Source organism: Sphingorhabdus arenilitoris (genome assembly GCF_042651485.1).
Lineage (GTDB): Bacteria > Pseudomonadota > Alphaproteobacteria > Sphingomonadales > Sphingomonadaceae > Sphingorhabdus_B > Sphingorhabdus_B arenilitoris.
The window spans coordinates 1-847 of sequence record NZ_JBHSDH010000003.1; the positions used below are offsets into that span (position 1 = coordinate 1).

Below are 847 nucleotides of genomic sequence, written 5' to 3' on the forward strand. Positions count from 1 at the left end.
TACATTGCCCTTGGCATCATTGGTGCCCGACTGGTTCGCCGGCGTCGTGACCCCTGGGTCCAGATAGCTTTCGGTATAACCATAACTCGTCACCTTGCCATTGGCGTCGGTTACACTCGCCAAATTGTCGTTTGTATCATAAACAAACAGCACCGTCTGCGCCGCTGCTCCGGCGACCGCTGGCGGCGCGGTAATCTTGGTCAGCCGCTTGGATGCGTCATAATCCATCAGCGTCACTTGCCCATCAGGCTGCGTGATCGTGGTCTGGGTCGCGGCATAAGCAAAGCTGGTCACCCGCACGTCGCCCGCCGCCACCGTTTGCGTCACGCTCGTTACCCGGTTCGACCCGTCATAGGCAATTGCCAAGCTCGACCCATCGCTTTGCGTGATGCTATTTATCAGCTTCGATGTGCCAACATAGCCATAGGTCACCTCATATAGCGCCCCGTCGGCCACCGCATTGTCATTGGGCGATAGCTCCACTTGCACCTTCGACAAACGGTTTTGCCCGTCATAGATATAATGCGTGCGCGCCGTCGTCACACCGCCGACCACGGTCGCAATCCGCGTGATGTTATTGCCCGACCAGCCATAAAGCGTATAGCTGCCATCGGCTGTCGTCACCGTCTCCACCCGGTCGCTGCCCGCCAGATAGCTCACATTCACCGCATTGCCATCCAGATCCGTCACGCTCTTCAACCGCCAGATAACAGACGAACCATTGGCAAATTCATAAGTCTCACGCGTCTGGCTGGCGCCATCTATCCAAAGCCAGTCATTGCCTTGACGCACCATAATATCATGCGCACCATCCCCGTCGGTCGTCACATAAGCGCCCGTCGTCACC

At 57.3% G+C, this 847-nt stretch carries 1 protein-coding gene; it reads right to left on the reverse strand.

The window, feature by feature from the left end; genetic code table 11:
- Window positions 1–847, reverse strand: an 847-nt coding sequence (locus ACFOWX_RS00060) for a hypothetical protein (RefSeq protein WP_381420410.1), incomplete at both ends; no start/stop codon positions are given.